The organism is Rhizobium sp. LEGMi-198b, from assembly GCF_054114205.1.
This window is the reverse complement of sequence record NZ_JBSYVH010000004.1, coordinates 115061-140612: the sequence shown is the minus strand read 5'-3', so window position 1 is coordinate 140612 and position 25552 is coordinate 115061. Positions and strand designations below refer to the sequence as shown.

The following is a 25552-nucleotide window of genomic DNA, read 5'->3' as shown; positions in this document are numbered from 1 at the left end:
TATGACAGAGACAGATCCGGCGGAAGGTATAGTCGATTTTGACGCGGGCGAAGGCGAAGCAGCGACCGTGGAGATGGACGACTATACGAAAAGCCTCGCGCAGGCGAAGGCCAAGTCGGTCAAGCTCGTCGACGCCATTACCGGCGCAACCCTCAAGAAGAAGGATGCGGTCCATTTCGATGACCTGCGCCCATCGCTTGCGGAATTCGTGCGCCAGAAACATCCGGGCATCCGCTCCGACGACTATATCAGCCGCAAGGCGATGGACGACTATCGCGCCCAATATATCGCCGAACTGCTGACGGACGAGCGCGGCGAGCTTTCGAACCTGGAAGACGAAGTCGTCGAAAGCCTGAAGACGCACGACACGCTGGCCGAAAACATCGAAGAGGATTACGAGGATCATCGCTCCATCGGCGACCGCATGGCCGATATGGTCGCGGCCTTCGGCGGCAGTTGGACCTTCATCATCTCGTTCTGCTTGTTCCTGACGGTGTGGATGGGCATCAACCTCGCCATGGGCGAAAGCAAAGCCTTCGACGCCTATCCCTTCATCCTGCTGAACCTGATCCTTTCGACCATCGCCGCCCTGCAGGCGCCGATCATCATGATGAGCCAGCGCCGGCAGGAAGCAAAGGACCGGTTGCGTGCCCTCAACGACTATAAGGTCAACCTGAAAGCCGAACTGGAAATCCGCCACCTGCACGAAAAAGTCGACCATCTGCTCAATCGCCAATGGGAGCGGCTGACCGAAATCCAGCAGATCCAGATCGAGATGATGCTGGAACAAGCCAAGGCGGCCACGCGCGCCCTGAAAGTCAGCAAGGCATCGAAAGTGAAGACCAATGCCTTGAAGAGCCTCTTCGGCGCCAAGCCCAAGCCCGAAGAGTCTGATGATTCACAGGAGTAGGGTCCGGCCGTCCGCTAGCGCATCGGCTCTACACAGGCATACACGTTGAGAGGCCGCCGTCGTCGCCCCGGCCTCCTCATTCAAACAGCAAATGCACCCGGTTTTCGAAATCCGGGCAATGCGAGCAAGGCTACGGGTGAACGACCACCCGCGCTTTTGCCGGCGCAGATTCGCTCGACGGTAAGCCGGCAGCCCGCCGGCAGCATAGTCGAACCCCGTCAGGACCGTATTTTTTAGTATAGACGCAACCGGTCGTGTCCGTGCGGCCCGGCAGCAACAAGGCACTTTCTGCGATCTCGGCTGCGGGTATTATCGACGACACACGTATAATGTTTTGCGCTGCGCCTGCGGCCGTAGCACCCCAAAATACGACGAGAAAACACACGAACGTTCTCATGCCCCTCTCCATTATGTTAGAGAGACAACAATAAACCTTAAGTTGTTGTTGGTCAATTTAGCACTCTTAAAGTAGCTAAAACGGATGAGACCGCGCACTGGAGAGTTCATCGAACGGCGATTTTCGTGATGCCGCCCAAGGCGATAGATCGAATGAAGGGCGCGGGGCGCGATAATACTTACGCGTTAGCCACGATGTTAAGGTTGACTCGCTGTTAGCGCGACCTAAGCTTCAGTTTGGAACTACTACTGAGGTGTCGCCATGACCTACTTCGAGGAGACCAAAAGAATAGCATGCGAAAATGACGCCGGACGCCGCATCGTCATTATCGAACAATTGAAATGGCCCAAATTCGCCTTCTCGGACCGACCGGGAGGCCCCGTTTTCGATTACATGACGGAAGACGGCCAGATCGCCAACAAACTGGACGACGAGAATTTCCTTTTGCTGCTAACGGACGAAGTCTTCCATCGCACGTAGAGCATCCCGCTTTCAGGCGAAATCGACCGAAAGCGAAAAGTACACCCATTCAAAAGACCGGAGCGACCTTCGTGCGTTCAAATGAACGCACGCCGCTCTGGCGGTCGAAGAAAGACTCCCCAGCAGCGCGGCAAGCCTCGCACATCCCTCATACAAGATACTCCTAATGCGCCGTCGAACTCGGTGCAAATAAGGAAGGGGGATATAGCCATGGACTACGACTGGGATGGCGTGAAAACACGCCGCATGAAGATACTGAAGCTCGGCATATCACTATTCATCTTCGCCATGACTTTGGTCGGGCCAACGATGTTTCTTTTACATTTTCGGTAGGCTGGGCGTATTCAATCGGCGGGCTGGGCTCGGCTTTTGGCGGAAGGCTTCCAGCTTGGGAAACCGGAAAATCAGCATTCTGCACAAGACAATGGCGGAGAGGGTGGGATTTGAACCCACGATGCCCTTGCAGGCATGCCGCATTTCGAGTGCGGTGCATTCGACCACTCTGCCACCTCTCCGGTTATGCTGGTCGGCGCGTTTCTCGGCGCGGGCGTTCTCATAGCGAGAGAAGGATGGGATGGCAAGGGTGAATATTCAAGCTTTTCATCCTTTTGCCTTGACAGATCACAGGCCCTTATATATCCCGTGCGACGCAATAGGTGTGGATAAGTCCGTGCCTTGGCCGCCTCGCTCTGTGTGAGGTTTCACCGGCAGATCTTTTTCGAGGCCGCAAGCCTTTGGAATCCCTGCTAAACTTAGACTGATAAAAAGACGGCCGCTTGTCCTTTCGGGCGAGAGAGCCGGAACGAACATGAAAGGATAAAAAATGTTCGCAGTCATCAAGACCGGCGGTAAGCAGTACCGTGTGGCAGCAAACGACGTGCTGACCATCGAGAAGCTTGAAGTCACCGCCGGCGACACCGTAGAATTCACCGAAGTCCTCGTTATCGGCGAAGGCGCCGACGCTGCGATTGGTGCTCCCTTCGTCAAGGGCGCTTCCGTCAAGGCCGAAGTGGTCGAGCACAACCGCGGCAAGAAGGTCATCGCCTTCAAGAAGCGCCGTCGTCAGAACTCGAAGCGTTCGCGCGGCCATCGCCAGCATCACACGGTCGTCCGCATCACGGACATCGTGGCTGCCAAGTAAGTAACGGGATTAAGGTTTAAAGGAGAACTCCAATGGCACACAAAAAAGCTGGCGGTTCCTCGCGCAACGGTCGCGATTCCGAATCCAAGCGCCTTGGCGTGAAGAAGTTCGGCGGCGAAGCCGTCCTCGCAGGCAACATTATCGTGCGTCAGCGCGGTACGCAGTGGCATCCGGGCGCCAATGTCGGCCTCGGCAAGGATCACACGATTTTTGCGCTTACGGCGGGCAACGTGGACTACCGTACGAAGGCCAATGGCCGCGTATACGTCTCTGTAATGCCGAAAGCGGAAGCAGCGGAATAAGCCGGTAGCGCTCTAAAACAGCCGGCGTCTCATCGACCCGGCTGAAGCATCAGGTTCAGTCAAGAAAAAAGGGGAGATGGGGCGCCATCTCCCCTTTTTCTTTACCCTCAACCAAGGAGGACTGAACCATGCAAGGCGAATTGTTAAGGGAAGGCCAATCGAGGTCTCCCGAAGAACGGCTGAGGCCGGAGCGGTTAAGGACCGATTGCCCTGTCTTATTGTCGGAAAGGCTCGTTCTGCGCGCGCCCCACGAAGAAGACATCGACGCCCTTGCCCATCTCGCCAACAACGCCAACGTCGCCACAATGGTATCGCGTATGCCGCACCCGTATACGACCAATGATGCCGCCGATTTCGTGCGACGCACGAAGCTTGGCGAGATTGGCAAGTGCGTCTATGCGATTACCAAAGCCGACAACGGCGCCTTTCTCGGTTGCTGCGGGGTCGAACCCACGGCCGATCCGCGCACTGTTGAGATCGGTTATTGGCTGGGCGAGCCCTATTGGAACCAGGGCTACACGACGGAAGCCGCCCATGCCCTGATCGACATGGTCTTCCGCACGCGCGAAAATGTCGCCCAGATCGACGCCCGTTGCCGGGTGATGAACGTCGCCTCCAGGCGGGTGGTGCAGAAGTGCGGCTTCCAGTTCCAGGGATCCGGCCTTGCCGCATCGCTGGCGCTCGGCAGCACGGTATCGGTCGAATGGTACCGGCTCGACCGCAAGACCTGGATGTCACTCAGAAGCTGGGGAGGCATGCGATGAACGCCGCTATCCTGCCCCGCCGGGACGTCAGGAGCCTGACGCCCGGTCCGACGCCGGTTATCCGGACGGAGCGGCTGACGCTGCGCCCGCACCGGCTCGGCGATGCCGACGCAATAACGGAGTCCCTGTCGGATTTCGCCGTCACTCGCATGCTCGCCCGCGTGCCGGTGCCATACGACCGACAGGATGCGCTGGACTGGCTTGTCCCGCGCACCGCCGGCCTCGATAGCGACTGGATGCTGGCTGTCACCGAGGGGGACGACGTCCATATCGGCTGCGTCGGCATCGACCTCCGGCATGGCCGCTGGCATCTCGGGTACTGGCTGAACCGCTACTACTGGCGGCGCGGCATCATGAGCGAGGCTGTCCCGGCCGTCCTCGAGCGCTTCGCCCGCCGCATGCCCGAAGTCGCCGTTTTCTCCGGCGTCTTCGCCGACAATCCGGCGTCGTTGAAGCTGCAGCAGAAGCTCGGCTTCGACATCATCGGCTGCGCCGAGGTCTACAGCTTCGCCCGCAACACCATGGTTCCGCATATCGAAACCGTGCTGAAGCCGGGCGCGCTGCGGCTCTCGCAGGCGGCGTGAGGCCAAGCATGCCGCGCAAAAGTGCGCAGCGGTTTTGCGATAATGACATCCGCAAAATCAAAGATCTAAAGCGCAAGGAGCGAATCTGAAAGATTGCAATGCGCTTTAAAAACCAGCCATCGCCGGCTCCACCGGCGATGGCGCCCTATCCGTCGATTTCGACCCAGACCGGAAAATGATCGGAACCTTCCGCATCGATATCCACATGGGCCGAGCGCAGACGGTCACTCAACCCGCAACTGATGAAGCAGTAGTCGAGATGCATGCGCTTGTTACGATCCTTCGGATCCATCCAGCTATAGGCTTCGGGCTTCAGCGCGCCGACAGCGTCGAGCGTGTCGGTCGGCACATCGAAACGCGGCATGCGCCCGTAGAAGGCGTCTTTCAGGCCGGCAAGCGCGCAATATTCCGGCGATTCCGGCACCATGTTGAAATCGCCCATCAGGATAAAATCCTCCGGCAGCGGCGGATCATCGAAGTCGATCTCCACGGCGCCCGTCAGCGAACCGCCATCACGCACAAAATTGATCGCACGATCCTTGAGATAGTGGATCTGGCGAATGCGCTCATCCGGAGAGACGTGGTCGAGATGCACGGAATAGACCCGGACCGCGCCGCCCGGCGCATCGATCACCGCTTCGACGGCGACGCGCTGCAGATTGAGTTTGGAAAGCATGCGGCTGCGCGGCAGAAGCAGCGTCCGCGTCGCAAGGATCGGCCAGCGCGACAGCACCATATTGCCGAACTGGAAGCGCAGATCGCGTGGACCCGCTCCCGGCGGCAGCAGATCCAGCCCCGTTCCATAGATGGAGTAATAGTCCGGCAGCAACACTTCGATCGCGGCGACCATATCGGTACGGCCGTTGCGGACGAAGCCGCGGGTTACTTCCTGCAAAGCGATGATATCGGCGCCCGCAAGGTTTGCGACGATGCGTTCAAGATCATATCTTTCATCGAGGCCGAAGCCGCACTGGATGTTATAGCTTGCCAACTTCACGATAATCTTTGACCTCCGGCTGAAGCGCCTATATCGAAGGCGACATAACGGGCAAATGACCGCGCCGCCTGTCCTGGCGGACATGCAGAGGACGCGGTAACAATTGAAAAGAGCGCATAGGCTTTCCTGACTCCATTCGTTGTAAGGGGTTATGCGCCAATACCGAGTGACGGAAGTAAAATGAAATTTCTCGACGAAGCAAAGGTCTATATTCGGTCTGGTGATGGCGGCGCGGGCAGCGTGTCCTTCCGGCGTGAGAAATTCATCGAGTTCGGCGGTCCGGACGGTGGCGATGGCGGCCGCGGCGGCGATGTCTGGGTCGAGGCCGTCAACGGGCTGAATACGCTGATCGATTTCCGCTATCAGCAGCATTTCAAGGCGAAGATCGGCATGCATGGCATGGGCAAGAACCGCGCCGGCGCCAAGGGCGACGACGTGACGCTGAAGGTCCCGGTCGGCACGCAGATTTTCGAAGAAGACGAGGAAACCCTGATCTGCGACCTGACACAGGAGGGCCAGCGCTTTCGTCTCGCCGCCGGCGGCAATGGCGGCTTCGGCAACGCCTATTTCAAATCCTCGGTCAATCAGGCGCCCGATTGGGCCAATCCCGGCCTGCCCGGTGAAGAAAAGACCATCTGGCTGCGGCTGAAGCTGATCGCCGATGCCGGCCTCGTCGGCCTGCCAAATGCGGGCAAGTCGACCTTCCTTGCCGCCGTCAGCCGCGCCCGGCCGAAGATCGCCAACTATCCATTCACGACGCTGCACCCCAATCTCGGCGTCGCCACCATCGATAGCCAGGAATTCATTCTGGCCGACATTCCCGGCCTGATCGAGGGCGCGCATGAAGGTGTGGGCATCGGTGACCGTTTCCTCGGCCATGTCGAGCGCACCCGCGTGCTGCTGCATCTGGTCTCCGCCCAGGAAGAAAAGGTTGGCAAGGCCTACAAGACGGTGAAGCACGAGCTCGAAGCCTATGGCAACGATATCACCGACAAGCCGGAGATCGTCGCACTGTCGCAAATCGACGTGCTGGACGAGGAGACGTTGAAGAAAAAGACGCGGGAACTGGCGCGAGCCTGCGGCAAGACGCCGTTCCGCATTTCCGCCATCACCGGCAGCGGCATGACCGAGGTGTTGCGCGCTTTGCGCGACGTGATTGTCGAGGCGAACGCTGGCACCCAGGAAGAGAAGCCGGCGAAAGCGCCGAAACTGCGCCATCGTGACATGGCCGTTGTCGATAAGGAAAGCGACGACGACGAGGAGCAGCAGGGATGACTGCCCGCAAGCCGCTCGACCGCTACCGCCGCATCGTCATCAAGATCGGCTCCGCCCTTCTGGTCGATCGCAAGGCCGGCCTGAAGAAAACCTGGCTTGACGGCATGTGCGCCGATATTGCCGGGCTGAAGGCCAAGGGGGCCGATGTCCTCGTCGTCTCCTCCGGCGCTATCGCGCTCGGCCGTTCGGTGCTCGACCTGCCCTCCGGTGCATTGAAGCTGGAGGAAAGCCAGGCGGCCGCGGCCGTCGGCCAGATTTCGCTGGCGCGCGCCTGGTCAGAAAGCCTGTCGCATGACGATATCGTCGCCGGCCAGATCCTGCTGACACTCGGCGATACCGAAGAGCGCCGCCGCTATCTCAACGCCCGCGCCACCATCAATCAGCTCCTGAAGATCGGCGCCGTACCGATCATCAACGAAAACGACACGGTCGCCACCAGCGAAATCCGCTATGGCGACAATGACCGGCTGGCCGCCCGCGTCGCCACCATGACCGGCGCCGACCTGCTGATCCTGCTGTCTGACATCGATGGGCTCTACACCGCCCCACCGCATCTCGATCCGCAAGCGAAATTCCTGGAAACGATCGCCGAGATCACGCCGGAAATCGAAGCCATGGCCGGCGGCGCGGCCTCCGAACTGTCGCGCGGCGGCATGCGCACCAAGATCGATGCCGGCAAAATCGCCACGGGCGCCGGCTGCGCCATGATCATCGCCTCGGGCAAGACCGACCGGCCGCTGAACGCCATCGAAAACGGTGCGCGCTCCTCCTGGTTCGCGCCTTCGGGCACGCCCGTCACCGCCCGCAAGACCTGGATTGCCGGGCAATTGCAGCCCGCCGGTGAGCTGCATGTCGACGAGGGCGCCGTCACCGCGCTCGGCGCCGGCAAGAGCCTTCTGCCTGCCGGCGTGCGCAGCATTGTCGGTAATTTCGGCCGCGGCGACACCGTGGCCGTTATCGGCCCCTCGGGCCGGGAAATCGCCCGTGGCCTTGTCGGTTACGATGCCGAGGAAGCCCGCCAGATCACCGGCCGCAAGTCGGCGGAGATCGAGGCGATCCTCGGCTATCCCGGCCGCGCCGCCATGGTGCATCGTGACGACCTCGTCATGACCGCGTCCGTCAAGACGAAGGCCGAGAAATTGAAGAAGGATGAAGCTCATGCTTGATACTGTCGCACAAAGCCCCGACATCGATGCGCTGATGAACGATATCGGCCGCAAGGCCCGGGCTGCGTCGCGACCTCTGGCATTCGCTTCGACCGAGAGCAAGAACAAGGCATTGAGCGCCATGGCCGATGCCATTCTTGCCCGCAAGGATCATATCCTTGCCGAGAACGCCAAGGACCTGAAAGACGTCGAAGGCACGGATATGCTGGCCTCCTTCGTCGATCGCCTGACGCTGAACGACAAGCGCGTCGCCGAGATGGCCGAAGGCATTCGCGCCATCGCCGCCTTGGCCGATCCGGTAGGCGAAGTCATTGCCGCCTGGGATCGTCCGAACGGGCTGAAGATCGAACGCGTGCGCACGCCGCTCGGCGTCATCGGCGTCATCTTCGAAAGCCGGCCGAACGTCACCGCCGATGCCGGCGCGCTGTGCCTGAAGGCCGGCAATGCCGTAATCTTGCGCTGCGGCAGCGATTCGCGCCGGTCCTCTCAGGCGATCAATGAATGCCTGGTCGAGGGGCTGAAGGCAGCCGGCCTGCCCGAGCACGCCATTCAGCTCGTGCCCGTGAGCGACCGTGCCGCCGTCGGCGCCATGTTGCGTGGCCTCGAAGGCAATATCGACGTCATCGTGCCGCGCGGCGGCAAGAGCCTCGTCGCCCGGGTGCAGACCGAAGCGCGCGTGCCGGTCTTCGCCCATCTCGAAGGCCTCTGCCACATCTATATCGATGCCTCGGCCGATCTGGAGATGGCGAAATCCATCGTCGTCAACGCCAAGATGCGCCGCACGGGCATCTGCGGCGCGGCTGAAACGCTGCTGGTCGATTCGAAGGTGGCGTCCACCCATCTGAAGCCGCTGCTCGACGGGCTTGCCGCGGCAGGCTGCGAAATCCGCGGTTCTGCCGAGGTGCTCAAGCTTGTGCCGGGATTGAAAGCCGCGACGGAAGAGGATTGGTCGACCGAATATCTGGCCGCCATTATTTCCGTCGCCATTGTCGACGGTATTTCCGGCGCGATTGGCCATATCGGCAAATATTCGTCCAACCATACCGAAGCCGTCATCGCCGAGGATCCCGCCGTGGTCGAGCGCTTCTTCACCGAAATCGATTCGGCGATCCTGCTGCACAATGCTTCGACGCAATTTGCCGATGGCGGCGAGTTCGGCATGGGCGCGGAGATCGGCATCGCCACGGGCAAGATGCATGCGCGTGGGCCCGTTGGCGTCGAGCAGCTTACCTCTTTCAAATATCGTGTGCGCGGCACCGGACAGATACGGCCCTGACGTGCTGAAAGAAGAGATCGATTACCGCTATCTGCGCATGCCGCATGCCGAACGCGGCATGGTAGTCGGTCTTTTCGGCGGTTCCTTCAATCCGCCGCATCAGGGCCATGCGCTGGTGGCTGAAATCGCCATCCGGCGGCTTGGCCTCGACCAACTCTGGTGGATGGTGACGCCGGGCAATCCGCTGAAGAACCGCAATCATCTGGCGCCGCTTGCCGAGCGCATCGCGCTCAGCGAGGCGGTCACGCATGACCCGCGCGTCAAGGTGACGGCTTTCGAGCAGACGCTCGGCATGAGCTACACGGCCAATACGCTCGCCTACGTCAAGGCGCGCAATACCCATGTTCATTTCATCTGGGTCATGGGTGCGGATAGCCTCAACACGTTTCACCGCTGGCAGAAATGGCAGGAGATAGCCCGCACCTTTCCGATCGCCGTCATCGACCGGCCGGGATCGACCCTATCCTACCTCTCCGCGAAGATGGCCAAGACGTTTCACTATGCGCGCGTCGACGAGGATGACGCACGGGTATTGTGGAAAAAACCGGCTCCGGCCTGGACCTTCATTCACGGTCGGCGCTCGACATTGAGCTCAACCGCCTTGCGCGCAGCACAATGACGGCCTCGGCGCGATAACGAGTCTGATTTTCAGGAAAACCTCCAAAATGAAAAAGCCCGACGGGGGAGGAGATCCGTCGGGCTTTCAAACCTGATCAGCAACTGGGAGGAGGAGTGTTGCTGATCGATATCGAAAGGCTTTGGGAGGAGGAGATCGCCGTTTCGATGATTATGTTTTAGCAGATTTGACCAAATGATAAAACGCTGATAGCGCAATGCAGCAATGCATTTTCATCGTGGCTCCGAAAACAATCTGCCCAAAAAACGCTTCTTTTACATGATCTGAGCTAATTGCGTCGCGGCTTCCGGCGCGACCTTCTCCAAAATCTCCCTAAAATCGCACGATTCGTAACGTTACGTCTCATCCCGTGAGCGTTCGCCATCCTTTTGGGCGTATTCAGCCATGCATTTATGCAATGGCAGGGCGTTCTTGTATGCGCCCCGGGGGCAAATCCCTATAAAATTCGTAGAGTAACGCTCCGCCGTAACGCTATATTTTCTGGAACATATCCCCTAGCCAAGCATCGTCGGCCGTTATATCTGTCCAGATATGTCGATATCTTCCAGGAGAAATAGAATGGCCACGCGCCGCCGCCAATGGATCAAGCTTGCAACCGCCGCCCTTTCCGCCGCCTGGCTCGGCGTGTCGGTCATTCCGACGCCGGCATTCGCCGCCGACAAGATCACCGTCTTTGCCGCCGCCAGCATGAAAAACGCCCTGGATAATATCGACGCTGCCTTTACCAAGGAAACCGGCAAGCAAGTCACCGTCTCCTATGCGGCAAGCGGACCGCTGGCCAAGCAGCTCGAAAACGGGGCGCCGGCCGATGTCTTCATTTCCGCCGATACCGACTGGATGGACTATGCCGCCAAGAAAAAGTTGATCAAGGACGACAGCCGCGTCAACCTGCTGGGCAATCAGATCGTTCTCGTCTCCGCCAAGGACAAGGCCAAATCCGTCGACGTCAAGCAGGGCATGGACCTTGCCGGCCTTCTCGGCGACGGACGCCTAGCGATCGGCCAGCCGGAATCGGTGCCAGCGGGCAAATACGGCAAAGCAGCGCTGGAAAAGCTCGGCATCTGGTCTTCCGTCGAGAAGAAGGTCGCCGGCGCTGAAAGCGTGCGCGCCGCGCTTGCGCTCGTTTCACGCGGCGAAGCGCCCTATGGCATCGTCTACAAGACCGACGTTTCCGCCGATCCGGGCGTTGCCGTGGTCGGCACCTTTCCGGAAGACAGCCATCCGCCGATCATCTATCCGATCGCGATCACGGCCAGCAGCACCAACCCTGATACACAGGCCTATGTCGATTATCTGAAATCGGCTAAGGCTGTTCCGTTCTTCGAGCACGAAGGCTTCACGGTTCTCAAGAAGTGAGCGTCATCGCTCGACCGTAGGCAAAAAAGCTCGTCTTTACAGGCTCGCCGGCTGATGGCGGGCCTGACATGTCTTTGCGAGGCCGAACTTGGACGCATTGGGTTTGAGCAGCGACGAATGGACGGCGATCGAGCTGAGCCTGCGCGTCTCGACCGTCGCCATGCTGGTGAGCCTGCCCTTCGGCATTGCCGCCGCGATGTTGTTGGCGCGTGGTAAATTCTGGGGCAAATCGATCCTCAACGGCATCATCCACCTGCCGCTGATCCTGCCGCCCGTCGTTACCGGCTTCATCCTCCTCATCCTCTTCGGCCGCAAAGGCCCCATCGGCGCTTTGCTCGATCAATATCTCGGTATCGTCTTCTCCTTCCGCTGGACCGGTGCGGCGCTTGCCTGCGGCGTGATGGGCTTTCCGCTGATGGTCAGAAGCATCCGCCTGTCGATCGAAGCGGTCGATCGCAAATTGGAAGAGGCCGCCGGAACGCTTGGCGCCAGCCCGCTCTGGATATTCCTCACGGTGACCTTGCCGCTGATCCTGCCCGGCATCATCGCCGGCATGATCCTTTCCTTCGCCAAGGCCATGGGCGAGTTCGGCGCCACCATCACCTTCGTCTCCAACATTCCCGGCGAAACGCAGACGTTGTCGTCGGCGATCTACACCTTTACGCAGGTGCCAGGTGGTGATGCCGGCGCGCTGCGGTTGACGATCGTCGCGATTATCATTTCCATGGTGGCACTGCTCGCCTCTGAATTCCTCGCCTATCTCGCCGGCAAGAGGGTGGATTGGGAATGACGCTGACCGTCGATATCCGCCATCGATTGGGCGCATTCTCGCTTGAAGCCGCCTTCACCTCCGACGGCGGCGTCACGGCCCTGTTCGGCCGCTCCGGCTCGGGCAAGACCTCGATCATCCGCATCATCGCCGGCCTGATCCAACCCGATCATGGCCGCGTCGACCTCGATGGCACGGTGCTCGCAGACACCGACGCCCAAGTCTTCGTTCCGCGCCACCGCCGCCGTTTCGGCTACGTCTTCCAGGAGGCGCGGCTGTTTCCGCATCTCTCCGTGCAGCAGAACCTGAATTACGGCCGCTGGTTCGCGCCGAAAAGCGGCCATAGCGAAAGCTTCGATGGCGTCGTTGATCTCCTCGGCATCGCAGCCCTTCTCGATCGACGACCGGCCAAACTCTCCGGCGGCGAGAAACAACGCGTCGCCATCGGCCGCGCCCTGCTGTCGTCACCGCGGCTGCTCTTGATGGACGAACCGCTGGCCGCACTCGACGAGGCCCGCAAAGCCGAGATCCTGCCTTATCTCGAACGGCTCCGCGACGAGACGAAAGTGCCCATCATCTATGTCAGCCACTCGATCGCCGAGGTGGCTCGACTAGCCAACCGCGTCGTCGTCCTACGCGACGGCAAGGTGGAGGCAACGGGACCGGCAGTCGAAATCTTTAGCCAGCTTTCCGGCCCGCAGGCGATCGACCGCCGCGAAGCCGGCGTTCTGCTCGAGGGCCGTGTGGAGCATATCGACCGCGAGCACCGCCTGACCATCGTGGCGCTGAAAGCTGCAAAGCTCTTCGTACCCGGGGAGGCGGCTGGAATTGGCAAGACCGTCCGCGTTCACATCCCAGCCCGCGACGTCATGCTGGCAACGGCGCGGCCCGAAGGTCTCAGCGCCCTCAATATCCTTGAAGGGCGGGTGCTTGCCCTCGGCACGGCGGCCGATGGCACCGTGGAAGTGAAAGTGGATTGCGGTGGCGACACGGTCCTTGCCCGCATCACGCAGTTTTCCTCCGAACGGCTGGGTCTGCGCATCGGACTGCCCATCCACGCGGTCATCAAGACCGTGGCGCTCGAATCCTAAGGGCGATCAGGACTCCACCTGCGGCTCTGGGACGGCGTCGTCAGGGTTGCGATTGGCCTCCAGCCATTCGAGATCACCGGCAATGGCGGCCCGCACCGAACTCTCCATGCCGCGGAACCGCCGCAGCAATTCCTCGCCGAAGGGCGTCAATGCCGCGCCGCCGCCGTTCGGGCCGCCGCGTTGGGATTCGACGGCCGGCTCCTGGAACATATGGTTCAATTCGCTGATCAGCAGCCAGGCACGGCGATAGGACATGTCCATGGCCCGACCGGCGGCCGAGATCGAACCGGTTTCGCGAATATGTTCAAGGAGTTCCATCTTTCCGCGCCCAAGCCGGCCCTGCCCCGAAAAACTGATGCGGAGAATGGGTTTCAGGGATTGTTGTGGAGCTTTGGTCATGGCGTCGGAGCGTTTCGATCTGATCTTGTGTATACGCGTCCTTCGCGCGCCTGTACATGGGAAGCGGGCGGCCGAGATCGGAGGACGGGGCTCACCTCACCTTGCGTTACCCCGGCCGAATTGCCCACATATGGTGCGAAAGAGGCGGGAAATACCACAAAAGCTTGTCTTTACGTCCAATAGATGACAACCAGCGTCTTGAAACCTTAATGCTTTGGTGCCTATCTTTAAGGTGTGATCGACTCAGATCATGTGCCTGTTCTGTTACTCAAGGAAGGAAGAGCACTGACAACAGTACACGCCAAGGGAAGAACGCCTGTCGTTGTCCCGAAGAGCCCGGAACGTGGCGTCGATGCCGCTGCCCGCGCCCTGCAAGCCGTCCTCGTAAGCCTCGAGGACTCCAAGGCCGAAAATATCGTCACCATCAACATTGCTGGCAAGTCCGCGCTTGGAGACTACATGGTCGTCGTCTCCGGACGCTCGAACCGGCATGTCCTGGCGATCGCCGACCATCTGATCACCGACCTCAAGGAAGAAGGCCTGGGCAATGCCCGCGTCGAAGGCCTGGAAGGCGGCGACTGGGTGCTGATCGACACGGGTGACATCATCATTCACGTGTTCCGCCCCGAGATTCGCGAGTTCTATAACATCGAAAAGATGTGGGCCGCGCCCGATCTCGACGAGGGCACGCTGCACTGACCTATTCCGGGCATTATTCCCGGTCCCGGTTAGTAGGTTTGAATAGCCGGACATGATTGTCCGGCAACGGTCTATGTTTTGTGCCGCCATGATGGCGGATATGCTTGGGAGCGGGAATGCGGATAGGCCTTTTTGCCGTGGGACGGTTGAAAACCGGCCCTGAAAAGGATCTTGCGGCCCGTTATCTCGACCGTTTCGCCAAGGCTGGTCCAGCAATCGGCCTCGAATTGGCGCGCATGACGGAAGTCGCCGAAAGCCGCGCATCCAACGGCGAGACGCGCAAGCGTGAAGAAGCGGTCCTGTTGCAGAAAGCGCATCCGGACGGCGGCGTTCTTATTCTGCTCGACGAGCGCGGCAAGGCGCTGGACAGCGAAGCCTTCGCCGCTTTGCTTGGCACGTTCCGCGACCAGGGCAAGCGCGATCTCACGATCGCCATCGGCGGCGCCGACGGTCTCGACCCCTCCCTTTACGAGAGAGCCGACGCAACCATCTGCCTGGGCAAGATGACCTGGCCGCATCAGCTTGTGCGCATTCTCATCGCCGAACAGCTCTACCGCGCCGTCACGATCCTCTCCGGTCACCCCTACCATCGGGTTTGAGATTCCGCTGCCCCGGATCGAATTGCTCGAAAACAGTTTGGCTTTCGGCTATTTTGCGTTAACGGAACGCTCACACAGGCGTGTTTTGATTCCCGCCGCAAAATTGATGATGCTTCCTGGATAATCGCGGCAAACCGGTTTAATTTCGCGCGATCTGAAGGGGCCGAGCCCAAACGACTGGATGAGAAAAACCCCACCCACGCTTTCCCGCTTGCTGCTGCCCTCACTGGCGGTGTGTCTTGGCGTCGGTGTCTATGTGGAAAGCCCGTTTCAGTTCCGGGATATGGCCCTGGCGCAGGAAGATGACGGCGCCTCGCCCGCGCAGACCCCCACGCAAACCAAGGACGACCAGCCCGGCGTCACCTCGACCGCATCCTCGACGCAGGCGCCGGACCCTGCCGCCGATCTTGCCAAGAAGCGCGATCAAACCCGCGCCGAGCTGGAGGAATTGTCAAAGACGATCAGCCTTTCCTCCGACAAGACGAAAGCCCTGGAAGACAGCATCGCCTCGCTCGACAAGAGCACGGCCAGCCTGCGCCAGGCGCTGATCGACAGCGCGGCCCGCCGAAGGGATATGGACCGCAAGATAGAGCAGAGCGAAAGGAAGCTGACCGATCTCGCAGTCAAGGAAGACAAGATCCGCAAATCATTGCATGAGCGACGTGCGCTGTTGGCCGAAGTTCTGGGCGCGCTGGAACGCATGGGCCGCAACCCGCCGCCGGCGCTGCTGGTAACGCCCGACGATGCGCTGGCTTCCGTGCGCAGCGCCATCCTGCTCGGCGCCGTCGTTCCCGGCATGCGCAAGGAGACGGACAAGCTCATCGCCGACCTTACCGATCTCACCAAACTGCATGCCGCCACCGCGGCAGAAAAGGCCGATCTCACCGCCACCATGACCAACAGTCTGGAGGAGGAACGACGCATGGACATGCTGGTCGCCGAAAACGACAAGCACAGCCATGAGAATGCCGCCGAACTGGACGCCGAACGCAAGCGTTCCGAGGAATTGGCGGGTCAGGCGACCAGTCTCGAGGGCCTCGTCGCATCGCTGGAAAGCCAGATCGGCTCGGTGCGCGATGCCGCCGCCGCGGCCCGGGCGGAAGAGGCCCGCCGGGAGCAGATGACCGATCAGCAGCGCGAACAGGCGAGGGCACTGGCCGAAAGCGGCGTGCCCGATAAAAACCGCATTGCGCCCGCATATCCGTTTTCCGACCTTAAACGGAAATTGGAGCTGCCTGTGGCGGGTGATATTCTCCGCCAGTTCGGCGACGATGACGGTACGGGACATACCGCGATGGGCCTGACCGTCGCAACCGGCGCCGACGCGCTCGTCACCGCTCCTGCCGATGGGACTGTCGTTTACGCCGGCGCATTTCGCAGCTATGGCCAGATGGTTATTCTGGATACCGGCGACGGTTATCATATGGTGCTGTCGGGAATGGACGCGATCAAGACGCGTCTCGGCAAATTTGTCTTCGCTGGCGAGCCGCTCGCTGTAATGGGCCAAAAAAGAGTCGCGAGCGCGACTGCATTGGCGCTGGAAACGGATCGACCAACGCTTTACATTGAATTTCGAAAAGATGGGAAGCCGGTCGATTCTCGGCCTTGGTGGACCTCCAAAGACACTGGAAAGGCACGCAATGATACGTAGGGCTTCTCTTGTTCTCGTTGGCGCATTGATGGGTGCGACCGCGATGAGCGTCATCTACACGGCGGTAGCGCCGGCGGAAGCCGCGGGCGCTTCCACGTACAAGGAATTGTCGATTTTCGGCGATGTCTTTGAACGTGTGCGCGCGCAATACGTAACGCCGCCCCAGGAAGACAAGCTGATCGAAGCCGCCATCAACGGCATGCTGTCCTCGCTGGACCCGCATTCGAGCTACATGAATGCCAAGGACGCCGACGACATGCGCACCCAGACCAAGGGTGAATTCGGCGGTCTCGGCATCGAAGTGACCATGGACAATGACCTCGTCAAGGTCATCACCCCGATCGACGACACGCCCGCCGCCAAGGCCGGTGTTCTCGCCGGCGACTATATCACCGCCATCGACGGCCAGTCGGTCCGCGGCCTCAAGCTGGAAGACGCTGTTGAGAAGATGCGCGGCGCCGTCAAGACGCCGATCAAGCTGACGCTGATGCGCAAGGGCGCCGACAAGCCGATCGAACTCACCATCATCCGTGACGTGATCGCCGTTGCCGCCGTCAAGTCGCGCGAAGAAGGCGGCGATGTCGGTTATCTCCGCATCATCTCCTTCACCGAAAAGACCACGCCGGACCTGGAAGCCGCGATCGCCAAGATCAAGAAGGATATCCCGGCCGACAAGCTGAAGGGCTATGTCCTCGACCTGCGCCTCAATCCGGGCGGTCTGCTCGACCAGGCGATCAACGTTGCCGACGATGTGCTGGAGCGTGGCGAAGTCGTCTCGACCCGCGGCCGCAATCCGGACGAAACCCGCCGCTTCAACGCGGGCCCGGGCGACCTGACCGACGGCAAGCCGATCATCGTGCTCATCAATGGCGGTTCTGCTTCGGCATCGGAAATCGTTGCCGGCGCTCTGCAGGATCTACGCCGCGCCACCGTCCTCGGCACCCAGTCCTTCGGCAAGGGCTCCGTGCAGACGATCATCCCGCTTGGCGATGGCAACGGCGCGCTGCGTCTGACGACGGCGCTTTATTACACGCCGTCGGGCCGTTCGATCCAGGGCACCGGTATTACGCCCGACGTCAAGGTCGACGAGCCGCTGCCGGACGATCTGAAGGGCAAGCTGGTGACGGAAGGCGAATCCAGCCTGCCGGGCCACATCAAGGGCCAGAGCGAAACCGACCAGGGCTCCGGCTCGGCCGCCTACGTGCCGCCGGATCCGAAGGACGACGTTCAGCTCAACTACGCGCTTGACCTGTTGCGCGGCGCAAAGACCGACCCGTCCTTCCCGCCGAACCCGGAAAAGGCGGTTTCCTCCAAATAAGGAAACAGCGCCGGGCTGGAAACAGACCCGGCGCTTTCATATCCAGAGCGAGGTGATTGATCTCATCTCGCTCTAACTATTTGAATAAGCATGTCTTATTCGAAATCCATTTGGATCTGCTTGGGTGTTTTGAATCTGCAGCGTCTCCCTGCTTTGATGGCTGCATGAAACTGGAATGCACGGGGGCGGACATTTTCCCATTTTGGGGTGGATACGGACTTTGGGAACGGATTTGCATGCACCGCTGGGCCAGAACCGCGGCTCTGGCCGCAAGCGGCGGCGTCCGCCCTTCGGGCGCATTCTTGCCGGCTTCTGTCTGATCGCGATCGCCAGTTTTTCCCTCTATTCGGCACTGCTGCGTGACCATTTGCAGAAGACTCCCCCGGTCGAGACCGCCGAAAAGGCGTCGCCATCGCCACAGGCCAGTGGCAAGCCGGCCACGGCCGATCAAACGACAGGCTTGAAGCAGGTCGATCCGCAATCCGGCGCCGATACGCACCGCATCGTCACCAGCGACGGTTCGGTCGTGACCATGTTTAGCCCGAACACGCGCGACGGCGACGGCCCGGTGCTGATCAATGCCAATCAGGTCGGGCAGGATCCACGCATGGCGGCAACGCCGAACGACAGCCTGCTGGAGGATTCGCCTTTCGGCAAGCTGCCGATTATCGCGCCGAGCGGATTGAGACCGATGGACCAATATGCGCGGCCCTGGTCCGGCGCCCGCGGCACGCGCGTCGCCATCGTCGTCAGCGGCCTCGGCCTCAGCCAGACTGGTACGCAGCGCGCCATCGAGAAGCTACCCGAGGAGATCACGCTCGCCTTTGCCGCCAGCGGCAACAGCCTGCAGCGCTGGATGCAGGAGGCGCGGCGTGGCGGCCATGAAATCCTGATCCAGGTGCCTTTCGAGCCATTCGATTACCCAGGCAACAATCCCGGACCCGATACGCTTTTGACCTCGCAGCCCGCGGCCAAGAACATCGAAGACCTGCACAAGGCTTTGGCCGAAATCACCAACTATACCGGCGTGATGAACTATCTCGGCGGACGATTCCTGTCGAATGCCGATGCCATGGAACCGGTCATGCGTGATATCGGCAAGCGCGGTCTGTTGTTCCTCGACGACGGCTCCTCGGCACAGTCCAAATCCGGTACGGTTGCCAAGGCGCTTGAGGTGCCGCATGCATTTGCGGATGTGCAGCTCGACGGAGAATTGAAGCAGGATGCCATCCTGAAGAAGCTCGACGAGCTGGAGCGCATCGCCCGCCGTAATGGCTCGGCTATCGGCGTTGCGTCCGCTTTCGACGAGAGCGTCGACGCCATCAGCAAATGGAGCGAGGAGGCCGCCATGCGCGGCATCGAGATCGTCGCCGTCTCGGCGCTTGCCGACGACCCCAAACATCCCTGAAGGCTTAGAGGATTACCATGAGCAAGAGCCACGTCCCCATCAGAGCTGAAGACCTGCCTTATCGCCCCTGCGTCGGCATCATGGTGCTCAATCGCGAAGGGCTGGTCTGGGCCGGCAAGCGCATTCCGGACGGCAATTCCGAATATGACGGCTCGCCGCATCTCTGGCAGATGCCGCAGGGCGGCATCGACGAAGGCGAGGACCCGCTGGAAGCGGCCTATCGCGAGCTCTACGAAGAGACCGGCATGAAGACTGTGACGCTGCTCGCCGAAGCGAAGGACTGGATCAACTACGATCTGCCGCCGCAATTGATCGGCATCGGCCTCAAGGGAAAATTCCGCGGCCAGACCCAGCGCTGGTTCGCCTTCCGCTTCGACGGCGACGAAAGCGAAATCGCCATCAATCCGCCGCCGGGCGGCCATGAACCGGAATTCGAGGCCTGGGATTGGAAGCCGATGGCGGAGCTGCCCAGTCTGATCGTCGCCTTCAAACGGTCCGTCTACGAGCAGGTCGTCGCCGAATTCCAGAATTTGGCTGGGTTGAAGGCGGAAGACTGAGCGCATTCCGGCCGCCTGAAAGGGCGGCCGGGAAATCGATACTAACTATTCAGCAGAATCAGCGGAATCGGCGTTAAGCTGGCCGTATTTGGCTTCGCCGATCTTTTCGAGCAGGTCGATCTGGGTTTCGAGGAAGTCGATATGACCTTCCTCATCCGCCAGCAGCTCTTCGAACAGCTTCATCGAGACATAGTCACCGGCGTCGTGACAGATATCGCGCGACTTCTTGTAGGCGGTGCGGGCGTCATATTCGCCGGCGAGATCGGCCTCCAGCACTTCCTTGACATTCTGGCCGATGCGCAGTGGCGCCAGCGTCTGCAGGTTCGGATGCCCTTCGAGGAAGATGATGCGAGCAACGAGACGATCGGCGTGGTGCATCTCTTCGATGGATTCCGCACGCTCCTTCTTGGCAAGCTTGGTATAGCCCCAATCTTCCAGAAGCCGGTAATGAACCCAATATTGATTGACTGCACCGAGTTCGAGAAATAGGGCCTCGTTAAGCCGCTCGATGACTTTTTTGTCGCCTTTCAATGTCCGCTCTCCTGTTTTCTTCATGGAACTTTTTCAAGCGGGACATGAAATCAAATATTTCCGCCTCCGTCGAGTGGCGGCGGGCATGATAGTCCTCGGTCGTCTGTATAATGATGTCGACGACATTCGGGAAGCAGCCGCAGCAACGGCCGCGCTTCGACATGGCGTGATAGACCTTGGCGGGGACGATGAGCTGCCAACAATCCTGATCGAGGAGCTCGATGATGACCTCCCGGATTTCCTTGTCGGTGATGTAATTACAACTGCAAACCAGCATTCTTCGCTCAGCCCGTCAAACATGACATCTGCTGTCTTGTTATCTGCGAAAGAAGACGATCTTTGTCAAGAAAAATTCGATTCATTTTTCATCGGGCGAGCCGGACAGGGTCACTTCGGCGTGAAGCACAATGTCCTGCGCATCAATGGAAGTTACGGCCTCGCGGCATGACGCTTGCCGTCTCGGCCGCATTGCTGCGGCCATCTGCCGCTATCTCGGCAGCCTCTCCCACCGAGCGGCTCGTTTCGGCAAGCCGCTTCTTTTGCCGGAGGTCCATGGTCGGACGCAGGGCCTCATCCGCCCGATCGTTGATGCCGAACCGTCTGGCCTCGCGTTGCAGGATCCCGAGCGCCGGAGTCATATCCTCGATATAGTCGACCACCACATGGATGACGCCGCTTTCGCTCTGCAGACGGCCGCGGACCTTGACCAGCCGGGCGCCCATGACGATGGCGCGGTATTTCTCGAACATCTTCGGCCAGACGATCGCATTGGAAACGCCGGTTTCGTCCTCCAGCGTCATGAAGATCACGCCCTTCGCCGAGCCCGGCCGCTGTCGCACCAGCACCAACCCGGCAATCGTCACCATCCTGCCATTAGGAACATTGGGCAAATCCCTGTTCTGCACGATGCCCAGTTGGGCGAAATCCGCCCGCAGGAAAGACACCGGATGCGCCTTCAGCGACAGCGAAAGATAGCGATAATCCTCGATCACCTGCTCGCCAGGCAGCATTTCCGGCAGGGACACCACCGGCTCGATTTGCAGGTCGGTGCGGTCGGCAAGATCGAAGAGAGGTAGCTTTTCCGCAGCGCTGCCGACATCGAGCGCCCGCACGGCCCAAAGCGCCTCGCGACGGCTCAAACCGATGGAGCGGAAGGCATCCGCATCCGCGAGGCGTTCGATCTGCGCTTTGGCAAGACCGGAGCGCAGCCAGAGATCGCGCACGGAACTGTAACCAGCGCCACGACGCTCGACGAGCTGTTCCATCTCCTTATCCGACAGGCCCTTGACCTGCCGGAAACCGAGGCGGACGGCGCATTGCGTCTTGATCAGTGCGCGCATCGACGCATGACGCGGCTCGACGGCGTCCTGATCGAAGCGCGCCCTCTCCAGCAGGCAATCCCAACTGGAATGATTGACATCCACCGGCCGCATCTCGACGCCATGCTCACGCGCATCGCGCACGAGCTGCGCCGGCGCATAGAAACCCATGGGCTGGGCATTCAGGATCGCCGCACAAAAGACATCGGGATAATAGGCCTTAAGCCAGGAGGAGGCGTAGACGAGGAGGGCGAAGGAAGCCGCGTGGCTTTCGGGAAAGCCATATTCGCCGAAGCCCTTGATCTGCTCGAAACAGTTTTTGGCGAATTCCCGCTCGTACCCCCTTTCAGCCATGCCTTCGATCATCTTCTTCTCGAAAGTGTGGATGGTCCCCGTTCGTTTGAAGGTCGCCATCGCCCGGCGCAACTTGTCAGCCTCCGCAGGTGTAAACCCCGCTGCCGTAATGGCGATTTGCATTGCCTGTTCCTGAAAGAGGGGGACTCCCAGCGTTCGCTTCAGAACCTCCTTCAGCTCCGGGCTCGGGTAGTCGAGTTCCTTTCCTGCCCGATCTGCCTCCCGCCGCTTGAGATAGGGATGCACCATGTTGCCCTGGATCGGTCCAGGCCGGACGATCGCCACTTCAATGACGAGATCGTAGAATCTACGAGGCCTCAGCCTTGGCAGCATGCTCATTTGCGCCCGGCTCTCAATCTGGAAGACGCCGATCGTATCGGCGCGGCAGATCATGTCATAGACCGGCTCGCCATCCGGATGATTGGCATTGCCAAGATCGGCGAGCGTCTTCTTCACATCATAGTGGAGGAGCAGCAGATCGAAGGCCTTGGCAAGGCAGGTCAACATCCCCAGCGCCAGGACGTCGATCTTGAGAATATCGAGCGAATCGAGGTCGTCCTTGTTCCACTCGATCATGTAGCGGTCGTCCATCGCCGTATGCATGATCGGCACGACTTCGTCCAACCGATCCCTGGTGATGACGAAGCCGCCGACATGTTGGGTCAGATGCCGGGGAAATCCCATCAGCGTCGAAGCATAGGACAGAACGCGCTGCGTCGTCCGATCCCTGAGGTCGAGGCCGGCAATCCTTGCCTCGCGTTCGGATAATTCTTCTGTCGACCAGCCCCAGACACCGCTCGCCAGAGCCGATTGCACATCCTCCGACAGGCCGAAGGCCTTCGCCACCTCGCGGCCAGCCGAGCGCGCCCGATAGCTGGTGACTGCCGCCGTCAGCCCGGCATGCTCCTTTTTGTAATGTTTGTAGATATACTGAATAACGTCTTCGCGCTTCTCGTGCTCGAAATCGACATCGATATCCGGCGGCTCTTCCCGTTCCGTCGAAATGAAGCGCTCGAACAAAAGCGTCGTGATCTCCGGATTGACCTCGGTAATTCGAAGGCAATAGCAGACCGTGGAATTGGCAGCGGAGCCGCGGCCCTGGCACAGGATATTTTCGCTGCGAGCATGTTCCATGATGCGATGCACCGTCAGGAAATAGGGCTCGTACTGCCTCTGCTTGATCAGATCGAGCTCGTAGTCGATCTGCTTGGCGACCTTGGGTGGAATACCATTAGGATAGCGCCATTTGGCGCCCGCCCGCGTCAGTCGCTCCAGCGTTTCCGAGACAGTCTCGCCCGGAACACTTTCGTCGGGATAATTGTGCTTCAGCTCATCCAGCGAGAAAGACAGCCGGCTAAAAAACTTTTGCGTATTGGCGATGGCTTTCGGGTAGTTTTTAAAAAGCCGTGCCATTTCCGCCCCGCCCTTCAAACAGCGTTCGGCATTGGCCGCGAGCCTGAAGCCGGCCTCGGCGATCGACACATGCTCACGGATCGAAACGACGATATCGGCAAGCGGTTTGCGCTCGCTCGCGTGATAAAGCGGCTGATTGGTGGCGATCAAGCGCACCCCGTTTCTGAGCGCGAGGATGGAGAGTGTCGCGAAGAACAGGTGATCGCGCCCGTCATAGGCGGGCGACAGCGCCATATGGAGCTTCCTGCCGAAGCGCATCCACAGCCGCGCCAGGCACCCTTCCAGTTTCGCCTGTCCCTCCTGCGTCTCCACGCTCGCAGCATCCGGCACGAGCGCCAGCATCATCTCGTCGCCCCATTCCAAGAGGTCGGCCTCGTGAAGCTCGCATTCCCCTTTCTCGGCCCTGAGATTGCCGGCGCTCAACAGCCGACAGAGATGCGCCCAACCCTTGCGATTCTGCGGGAAGGCGAGGATGTCGGGCGTCTCGTCCGAAAAGATCAGGCGGGCGCCGGGCTGGAAGCGATAGCGATGCTGCTTGGCGATGACATGCGCCCTGACCACGCCGGCGACGCTGTTCCGGTCAGCGATGCCGAGGCCGCTGAGGCCGGCGATCTTTGCGGCCAGAACCATTTCTTCCGGATGCGAAGCTCCTTCGAGAAAGGAGAAATTCGATCGTGCCCCGATCTCGAAAAAGGGCACGGTTTCGAGAGTTGGGGCAGGGGCACTCATGGGAAGATTCCATGCATGTACCAGCTCGGCCTTGTTGCACCCTGACCATAGAGACCCTTGCGAAACAGCCAGAAACGATGACCGGCCTCATCCTCGATGCGGAAATAATCGCGGGCCGGGGTTTCCTCCTCGTCGACCCACCACTCCGCCGCAAGCCGCTCCGGTCCTTCGGCCCGCAGGACTTTATGCGTGATCCGCCGCCAACGGAATTGCCGGGGCGGACCGTCAGGCACTTCGGTGGCAAAGGTTTCGATCGGCTCGGGCATGCGAAATAGCCGGAGCGGGCGTTCCCCGCGGAAGAAGCCATGACCGGCATGCTCGCTTCCTGTCCGTCTGTGGGCCGCAAGGATTTCTACGGCAGGTATCGATCGAACGGCCCGTTCGGGAATATGGCTTTCCTGCAGCTCGAAGCCCTGCAGGCAGTCCGGCCCCAGCCGTGCCGCGACCCGGTCGGCGAAGGCGGCGAGCGAGCCATCCTGCCGGCCCTCTTCGATGAAATCGTCTTGCGCCGCGTCGAAAGACGCATGTTCCAGGACATTGAGGCGGACGATTTCGAAGCCATATCCCACATCGAGATCGTCATGAATGGCAGTGAAGCGCTCCGTGAACAGGTTGGCGATCCGGCTCGGCTCCCGCAGCGGTTGCGACGCCCCGGCGGCGATGCGGAACACCATGCCGTCGACCCGGAACAGTAAAAGCTCGAACGAACGGCCGCCGACACCGCGGGCCTCCAGCCCCGGTTTCAGGGTTTCGGCAAGCTGTTGGGCAAGCTGCAGGATATCGGCCTCCGCCTGTACCGGTTCGGCAAGCCGCCGCTCGGCTGATAACTGCGCGACCGGCCGGCGCGGCGAGATCGGCTCCTCGTTCAGGCCGACGGCCTGATCGAGCCGCAACAGGAGTTGCGCGCCGAAACGCCGGGTCAGCGGCGCCCGCGGCGCAGCCAGGAGGTCGCCCACCTGCTTCAACCCCAGCTTCTGCAATGCGGCGACTGTTTCCTCGCCAAGCCTGAGCGAGGCGACCGGCAGTGGCGCCAGCGCCTCTTCCATGGCTTCCGGAGGAACGACACGGCTCTCGTCGAAGCGGGCCACCGCCCAGGACAGACCCGGCGCAGAGGAGATGGCGCCACGGACATCGAGACCAAGCCGGGAAATCCGGATCAGAATATCCTCGAGCAGCGCTTCTTCGCCGCCGAAGAGATGGGCACAGCCGGTAATATCGAGGAAAAGCCCGTCCTTGCCGTCGATCGCCACCAGCGGCGTATAGCGATCGCACCAATCGGCGATCGCCTCCAGCAATTTGCGGTCCGCGGACGGATTCTCTTCGACGACGTCAAGGGCGGGACAGATCGCCTTCGCCTCGGCGACGCCCTGTGCAAGCTTGAGGCCGATCGTCTCGGCCCTTTCATTGAGCGCGGTGAGCCGCATGGCATT

The 25552-nt window shown here is 60.5% G+C and carries 25 protein-coding genes and 1 tRNA gene; 19 read left to right on the top strand and 7 right to left on the bottom strand.

Annotated elements, in window-relative coordinates; translation table 11 throughout:
- Nucleotide 1: 1 nt before the first annotated feature.
- On the top strand, nucleotides 2-910 hold the full coding sequence (locus ACXHXG_RS17180; protein WP_104824872.1) for a DUF1003 domain-containing protein: 909 nt from the start codon (nucleotides 2-4) through the stop codon (nucleotides 908-910).
- Between the two features lie 658 nt (nucleotides 911-1568).
- Nucleotides 1569-1787 carry a hypothetical protein gene (locus ACXHXG_RS17175; protein ID WP_104824873.1) on the top strand — a complete coding sequence of 73 codons (219 nt, stop codon included), beginning with the start codon at nucleotides 1569-1571 and terminating at the stop codon, nucleotides 1785-1787.
- A gap of 425 nt (nucleotides 1788-2212) precedes the next feature.
- On the opposite strand, the gene ACXHXG_RS17170 is transcribed toward ACXHXG_RS17175, so the two are convergent.
- A tRNA-Ser gene (locus ACXHXG_RS17170) sits at nucleotides 2213-2302 on the bottom strand.
- 308 nt (nucleotides 2303-2610) lie between these two features.
- Here ACXHXG_RS17170 and rplU point away from each other — a divergent pair.
- The 4 genes from rplU (at nucleotide 2611) to ACXHXG_RS17150 (ending at nucleotide 4578) form a co-directional block, all read left to right on the top strand.
- A complete protein-coding gene (gene rplU / locus ACXHXG_RS17165; RefSeq protein WP_028753733.1) occupies nucleotides 2611-2928 on the top strand; it encodes a 50S ribosomal protein L21 in 318 nt (105 codons plus the stop codon).
- A 32-nt stretch (nucleotides 2929-2960) separates the two neighbouring features.
- A complete protein-coding gene (rpmA, locus tag ACXHXG_RS17160) occupies nucleotides 2961-3230 on the top strand; it encodes a 50S ribosomal protein L27 (RefSeq protein WP_104824874.1) in 270 nt (89 codons plus the stop codon).
- 128 nt (nucleotides 3231-3358) lie between these two features.
- A complete protein-coding gene (locus ACXHXG_RS17155; RefSeq protein ID WP_104824875.1) occupies nucleotides 3359-3994 on the top strand; it encodes a GNAT family N-acetyltransferase in 636 nt (211 codons plus the stop codon).
- Entirely contained in the window at nucleotides 3991-4578 is a 588-nt protein-coding gene (locus ACXHXG_RS17150) for a GNAT family N-acetyltransferase (RefSeq protein ID WP_457900082.1), read from the top strand. Before ACXHXG_RS17155 ends, ACXHXG_RS17150 begins: the two co-directional genes overlap by 4 nt.
- A gap of 145 nt (nucleotides 4579-4723) precedes the next feature.
- Here the strand turns inward: ACXHXG_RS17150 and ACXHXG_RS17145 are convergent, their stop codons facing one another.
- Entirely contained in the window at nucleotides 4724-5575 is an 852-nt protein-coding gene (locus ACXHXG_RS17145) for an endonuclease/exonuclease/phosphatase family protein (protein ID WP_457900081.1), read from the bottom strand.
- A gap of 180 nt (nucleotides 5576-5755) precedes the next feature.
- Here ACXHXG_RS17145 and obgE point away from each other — a divergent pair, with 180 nt between their 5' ends.
- From obgE to modC, 7 genes are all read left to right on the top strand, one after another.
- Nucleotides 5756-6850, top strand: coding sequence for a GTPase ObgE (obgE, locus tag ACXHXG_RS17140; protein ID WP_260303240.1), 1095 nt, complete (start codon nucleotides 5756-5758; stop codon nucleotides 6848-6850).
- A complete protein-coding gene (proB, locus tag ACXHXG_RS17135) occupies nucleotides 6847-8016 on the top strand; it encodes a glutamate 5-kinase (protein ID WP_283048155.1) in 1170 nt (389 codons plus the stop codon). The genes obgE and proB overlap by 4 nt, the downstream gene beginning before the upstream one ends.
- The gene (locus tag ACXHXG_RS17130; protein ID WP_283048157.1) at nucleotides 8009-9292 is read left to right on the top strand and encodes a glutamate-5-semialdehyde dehydrogenase; all 1284 of its coding nucleotides are present in this window, start codon (nucleotides 8009-8011) and stop codon (nucleotides 9290-9292) included. The genes proB and ACXHXG_RS17130 overlap by 8 nt, the downstream gene beginning before the upstream one ends.
- Nucleotides 9293-9329: 37 nt before the next feature.
- Nucleotides 9330-9911: a nicotinate-nucleotide adenylyltransferase gene (locus ACXHXG_RS17125; RefSeq protein ID WP_245464001.1), complete on the top strand. Its 582-nt coding sequence runs from the start codon at nucleotides 9330-9332 to the stop codon at nucleotides 9909-9911.
- A 576-nt stretch (nucleotides 9912-10487) separates the two neighbouring features.
- Nucleotides 10488-11285 carry a molybdate ABC transporter substrate-binding protein gene (gene modA / locus ACXHXG_RS17120; protein ID WP_457900080.1) on the top strand — a complete coding sequence of 266 codons (798 nt, stop codon included), beginning with the start codon at nucleotides 10488-10490 and terminating at the stop codon, nucleotides 11283-11285.
- A gap of 88 nt (nucleotides 11286-11373) precedes the next feature.
- The gene (modB, locus tag ACXHXG_RS17115) at nucleotides 11374-12075 is read left to right on the top strand and encodes a molybdate ABC transporter permease subunit (protein ID WP_457900079.1); all 702 of its coding nucleotides are present in this window, start codon (nucleotides 11374-11376) and stop codon (nucleotides 12073-12075) included.
- On the top strand, nucleotides 12072-13145 hold the full coding sequence (gene modC / locus ACXHXG_RS17110; protein ID WP_457900078.1) for a molybdenum ABC transporter ATP-binding protein: 1074 nt from the start codon (nucleotides 12072-12074) through the stop codon (nucleotides 13143-13145). The genes modB and modC overlap by 4 nt, the downstream gene beginning before the upstream one ends.
- A gap of 6 nt (nucleotides 13146-13151) precedes the next feature.
- On the opposite strand, the gene ACXHXG_RS17105 is transcribed toward modC, so the two are convergent.
- On the bottom strand, nucleotides 13152-13544 hold the full coding sequence (locus ACXHXG_RS17105) for a winged helix-turn-helix domain-containing protein (protein WP_457900077.1): 393 nt from the start codon (nucleotides 13542-13544) through the stop codon (nucleotides 13152-13154).
- Between the two features lie 252 nt (nucleotides 13545-13796).
- On the opposite strand from ACXHXG_RS17105, the gene rsfS reads away from it, so the two are divergent.
- From rsfS to ACXHXG_RS17075, 6 genes are all read left to right on the top strand, one after another.
- On the top strand, nucleotides 13797-14243 hold the full coding sequence (gene rsfS, locus ACXHXG_RS17100; RefSeq protein WP_104825279.1) for a ribosome silencing factor: 447 nt from the start codon (nucleotides 13797-13799) through the stop codon (nucleotides 14241-14243).
- A gap of 116 nt (nucleotides 14244-14359) precedes the next feature.
- On the top strand, nucleotides 14360-14842 hold the full coding sequence (rlmH, locus tag ACXHXG_RS17095; protein WP_104824884.1) for a 23S rRNA (pseudouridine(1915)-N(3))-methyltransferase RlmH: 483 nt from the start codon (nucleotides 14360-14362) through the stop codon (nucleotides 14840-14842).
- 181 nt (nucleotides 14843-15023) lie between these two features.
- Nucleotides 15024-16493: a murein hydrolase activator EnvC family protein gene (locus ACXHXG_RS17090; RefSeq protein WP_457900076.1), complete on the top strand. Its 1470-nt coding sequence runs from the start codon at nucleotides 15024-15026 to the stop codon at nucleotides 16491-16493.
- Complete coding sequence (locus tag ACXHXG_RS17085; protein WP_104824886.1) at nucleotides 16483-17811, top strand: S41 family peptidase; 1329 nt, start codon at nucleotides 16483-16485, stop codon at nucleotides 17809-17811. Before ACXHXG_RS17090 ends, ACXHXG_RS17085 begins: the two co-directional genes overlap by 11 nt.
- A 220-nt stretch (nucleotides 17812-18031) precedes the next feature.
- On the top strand, nucleotides 18032-19219 hold the full coding sequence (locus ACXHXG_RS17080) for a divergent polysaccharide deacetylase family protein (RefSeq protein ID WP_457900075.1): 1188 nt from the start codon (nucleotides 18032-18034) through the stop codon (nucleotides 19217-19219).
- 17 nt (nucleotides 19220-19236) lie between these two features.
- The gene (locus ACXHXG_RS17075) at nucleotides 19237-19776 is read left to right on the top strand and encodes an RNA pyrophosphohydrolase (RefSeq protein WP_457900074.1); all 540 of its coding nucleotides are present in this window, start codon (nucleotides 19237-19239) and stop codon (nucleotides 19774-19776) included.
- Between the two features lie 45 nt (nucleotides 19777-19821).
- Here the strand turns inward: ACXHXG_RS17075 and bfr are convergent, their stop codons facing one another.
- From bfr to ACXHXG_RS17055, 4 genes are all read right to left on the bottom strand, one after another.
- Nucleotides 19822-20307: a bacterioferritin gene (bfr, locus tag ACXHXG_RS17070; protein ID WP_028753752.1), complete on the bottom strand. Its 486-nt coding sequence runs from the start codon at nucleotides 20305-20307 to the stop codon at nucleotides 19822-19824.
- Nucleotides 20273-20584 carry a (2Fe-2S)-binding protein gene (locus ACXHXG_RS17065; RefSeq protein WP_104824890.1) on the bottom strand — a complete coding sequence of 104 codons (312 nt, stop codon included), beginning with the start codon at nucleotides 20582-20584 and terminating at the stop codon, nucleotides 20273-20275. Before ACXHXG_RS17065 ends, bfr begins: the two co-directional genes overlap by 35 nt.
- Nucleotides 20585-20726: 142 nt before the next feature.
- A complete protein-coding gene (locus ACXHXG_RS17060; protein WP_457900073.1) occupies nucleotides 20727-24122 on the bottom strand; it encodes an error-prone DNA polymerase in 3396 nt (1131 codons plus the stop codon).
- Nucleotides 24119-25546 (bottom strand): Y-family DNA polymerase, encoded by a 1428-nt coding sequence (locus tag ACXHXG_RS17055; protein ID WP_457900281.1) that lies wholly within the window; start codon nucleotides 25544-25546, stop codon nucleotides 24119-24121. The genes ACXHXG_RS17060 and ACXHXG_RS17055 overlap by 4 nt, the downstream gene beginning before the upstream one ends.
- Nucleotides 25547-25552 lie beyond the last annotated feature (6 nt).